The 4,145-nt window shown below is 37.1% G+C and carries 5 protein-coding genes; 1 reads left to right on the top strand and 4 read right to left on the bottom strand.

The window, feature by feature from the left end:
- Positions 1-387 (top strand): hypothetical protein (locus AB685_RS31520; protein ID WP_047973779.1); only part of this gene is annotated, 387 nt, incomplete at its 5' end.
- Between the two features lie 410 nt (positions 388-797).
- Here the strand turns inward: AB685_RS31520 and AB685_RS27485 are convergent.
- From AB685_RS27485 to AB685_RS27465, 4 genes are all read right to left on the bottom strand, one after another.
- Positions 798-1,067 (bottom strand): hypothetical protein, encoded by a 270-nt coding sequence (locus AB685_RS27485; RefSeq protein ID WP_047973778.1) that lies wholly within the window; start codon positions 1,065-1,067, stop codon positions 798-800.
- 11 nt (positions 1,068-1,078) lie between these two features.
- Complete coding sequence (locus AB685_RS29960; RefSeq protein WP_053073976.1) at positions 1,079-2,671, bottom strand: T7SS effector LXG polymorphic toxin; 1,593 nt, start codon at positions 2,669-2,671, stop codon at positions 1,079-1,081.
- 225 nt (positions 2,672-2,896) lie between these two features.
- A complete protein-coding gene (locus AB685_RS27470) occupies positions 2,897-3,169 on the bottom strand; it encodes a hypothetical protein (RefSeq protein WP_047973777.1) in 273 nt (90 codons plus the stop codon).
- An 88-nt stretch (positions 3,170-3,257) separates the two neighbouring features.
- Positions 3,258-3,671, bottom strand: a complete 414-nt coding sequence (locus AB685_RS27465) for a Ger(x)C family spore germination C-terminal domain-containing protein (RefSeq protein ID WP_047973776.1) — start codon at positions 3,669-3,671, stop codon at positions 3,258-3,260.
- Between the last annotated feature and the right edge of the window lie 474 nt (positions 3,672-4,145).

Below are 4,145 nucleotides of genomic sequence, written 5' to 3'. Positions count from 1 at the left end.
TTAGTTGCACAAAATCTTTCAATTAATTTATCTAACATTCCATTATCTCAATTTATCTCATTAAGTATTGATAACATATTTGCTGAAGAAGAAACATTTAGTATTTGGTTAAATGTTGTATTGCCTGCAATAATGTATTTTGGAGCTTGCTTATTATTTTTGTGGATGGGGATTACAAATTTTTTGTCCTTCAAACAAGAAGAGACTACTCCAAGTACGGTACTTCGCTTTTTGTTAGCAGTTTCTCAAGTTTTATTATTCGGGTGGTTTTTATTTATCGGAGGTAAATTTTTCTTTTATTATGCGGCTTTTTCTCTAGTATTATTATTCATCATTGCATTCTTTATCTGGATCTTTTCATCGGATAGTAGGAGTCAGAGSTATTAAAGTTTTAAAAAGTTACACTTATACCTCCTTAAAACATAAAGCCCACTAAGCTGATCTTTGAGAAAGCAGGTTATTCAATAGCATGAATGACTTAAAAGAGAATATCGGCGGCTCTAGTGATGCTAGATTATTTTCTGAGTATGGCACTCCCTCTGTGAACTTATCTGCAGGTTACTTGCATGAGCACACTTACTTTGAAACACTCGATTACAAAGCAGCATAGAAACAATGCTGTTAGTTTGAGGCGGCTGCACCAGCAATTGATAGGGTTACGTGAAGTAGTATTACTGGTGAGGAAAAAATACAATTAAAATAAAAACGGAAGGGGTACCTCTTAGATACTGACCCTTCCTGTTTCACTTACAAATATAAGAGGAGTAACAACCGTATAGCATACAATCAAAAATACGTTACTTTAATTCTTTTAAAAGTTTTTCAGCCTGGTGCATCTCCGCTAACAATGTGTTCTCATAGTAATTATAGCTATCCATATAGGCACGTACTCCTCCTAAAATGTTTATCCTGTTACTATCCTCATTATTATTTAATACGGCAAGTGCATTCTTATATCGTTTATAAATTAGTTGTAAGACTCCATCATTTATCTCATTAATATACTCTTTTTCTAATTTGTCTATTACAATACTTATTTGATCAATTAACTGATTTTTCTTATCCATAATTTCCACTCCTATCTGCTCGGTACATTCCTTATTTCTCTTATCCATTCAGATGGCCATCCTTGTGGCAACAACACTTGGTCTCCATTACCTTTTAGCAAAGCTCCTGATTTTGTATATTGTTGCTCAACTTTACCTATGTTTAAAACTTGTCCTTTAGGAACTTCTATAACCGCTTCATATTGCCTAGAGTTTTTCCAATCAGGAACTAATGCGGTATTAACCTTTGCGTTGATTCTATTTCCAGCTGGGCTAGTTGTAACAAATGAACCATTTGGTTTAGCACCACCACCATAGGTTCTATATAATGTAATATTTTCTTGTGTGATTACGGTTCGGTAGTTGCTATTTGTAAATGATCCACTTATCCAAACAGGCAAATCAACTTTTTCGGTTACTCTTACTTTGTCATCTATAGCTGTTGAATATTTTCCAAATGGATTAACTTTCGCCGAGCCCTTGCCACCAACATTCTTTACCCCTCTTGTTCCTCTTACCCCAGCCTTTACAAAACCTCCACCGAGAACAGCAGCTATCATAATTGTTTGTTCCCAATCTTCTAGTTCTCTTTTTGTAATTGGATCGACACCATGTGTAGCTTCGTATCCAGCTTTTATGTTTCCTACAATTGGGGTAAAATCGAGAATTGCTGAGCTGATTTCTCGAGAATTTTCATTTACTATTCTACCTGTTGTCTTTGCACCATCAACGATTTTGTTACCTGCTGTTTTCGCGCTATCAACAATTTTATTACTTGCTTTTTCCCACCATGGTAGGTCTTCCTGAACAACTGTTGATTGATTAATTGTGTCAGGCCTTGGGCAGCTTGGGTTTACCCATTTGTCAAAACCTAAAGATTGTTGCGTTCCTGTGTGTTTTAAATAAGCAGGTTGTTCCATTTGATGAATGAGCTGATTATGTTGGTATTGCTTACTTGATAGATTTGATTTCAACATAATATAGCATGCTTGGTACGTCAATGAATTCATTGAAAAATTTGCCGTATCAGATCCTAGCCGTTGAAACATGCTACTCAGATCATGTGTATAGCTTTCCATAACCTTTACATCTGCTTCAACTGAGCCTAGTGCTGCCGWCTGCTCATARTCAAACTGATGCAGYTGCTCAATYGTTTGGTCTTTTTCTTGCTTGGCTTTTTGTACRTATTGCCTGAYYTCATCRTCTTGMAGCGGCTTTAGGTAGACTATGTCTTGTACCTGTTGCATCGTYGCATTTGTTTGCGTGGTGAGTGCGGTTGTAACGAGCTCAACCTGCTGTAAGCCGTTTTCGACTTCTTGTTCAAGGAAGCTCTCTTGAATTCTTCCGTTTGATGCTGGTTCAATTGCTTGCAAAGAGGACTTCATTTGCATAAGCAGCTGCTCATATTGTGCRAGCGTCCCGGTTAAGTATTGGATAAACGGGAGGTGGCATTCTTGATAGAAACGACGAATGGCCGCCCCTCCTTCTCCTTTTAAGGAGTCACTTAAACGGACAATACCCATCACGGCCATCTCAATTTGTTTAAGCTGTTCTTGCTGCTGTTCTATCTTTGTTTTCAATTCATCTATTCCATTATGTAAGCCAGACACGTCTAACGTTTTCATACATCACCTCTATTAAGCTAAGAAGGAACACTTTACCTATTTATCTTAGTATATTCTAATTGTGGATAAAATAGGAATATGTGAGGATGTTAGTAGAGATGAATAGTTTTCTGACTCATTAATAAAAGCGCCTGSACCTAAATGGAGCTAGTTAGAAAAGAGTGAGAGGAAAAAAAGAACCCTCTCCTAAAAGGGTCCGGCGTTTTCTTCTATCATGTATCCCCCTTACAACCCAAACCTCCTCCCGTTGTCTACCTTCTTCTGATACAACTTCTGTCTGCTGGMCTTTCGCATGTCGTCTTTGTGCTCTAGTATCATCAAGACATTTTCTGCGAGGCTGTAGATTTTTTTGAGGTTGTCGATTTCTTCTTTGATCACAGGCTTCATGTGACAGACTTGGTTGCGGGTGACCTTCGTTTGTGTCAAGAGGTGAAGCTGTTCTTGGTTAAGTGGGATGAGATTGTTAAGGATGATGATATTAACTAGGCTGGTATGCATTCCTAGGGTACCTTCTWCCCTACTAACTTTAATTCACTCAAAAAAGAGACAGCCCCTTCGGYCGCCTCCTTCATATCTATCTACTTACTCACTCCCCCTCCTGATTCTTACCCCGAGTTCCAAAGTCAACGATGGTTAAATCTACTTCATACGTAATCGAGGCTTTCTCAAATACAGTATTCCTGTCATCCTTATGTTGCTTCCAAAATGGATACTGTTGCACACGGACATATTTCTGTAGATCAATTGGATCGGTTTTATACTTAGTTTGTAGGAGGTCTATTATGTGTGTGACCTCGTTTGTTAGCTCTTCTTCAAAAGTAGTTTCTAGGTTTTTTTTATAATCAGGGTTATACGCGTCTTCATCTGGATCCCAATTTTCAACTAAGCGTCCGTCTGAGATTACTTTAATATGCATGTTTAATTGATCTTCTTGGAGGGATGTGGTGACCGAATCAATATTGGTCTCTAATATTTCGTATACGACTCGCGTTCCGTTCACCTTTCGAGTAGTGACGGGCTCCTATACCATAAATAATTCTCATAATAGTAAAATAAACCATTGAGATTAATTAGCTTTTGGCAAATCCCCACATGTGCCAGCCACTTATGACCTATTTATAAAAGGTAATAGAGTATTGGGTTTCTCGAATTAAACTATTTAGGAGGGAGTGTATTTTAGTTTCATAAGAATGTTTTCTGATTCTAAGTCTAACCTAGACCTTATAATGGTTGGGGAAAGTTGTAAATAACTTTCGTTCGATCGTAAATGAGAATATTAGAGAATGTTAGCTATTTTATACTTTTATAAGTCTACTAATAACAGGTTGTTAAGTCTCAACAGTAAGTTTATACTAATCTTACAATTTAATGGAAAGGGCGTTTTTGTTTAATGAGAATGTTCAAGATTACAATTTTAACAATCTTAGTTAGCATCTTCACTGTAGGTTTTACAACTTCAGCTTTTGCAGAAGAA

This window comes from Bacillus sp. LL01, from assembly GCF_001037965.1.
Note: the sequence above shows the minus strand (reverse complement) of the source record. Positions and strands in the feature narration are given on the sequence as shown.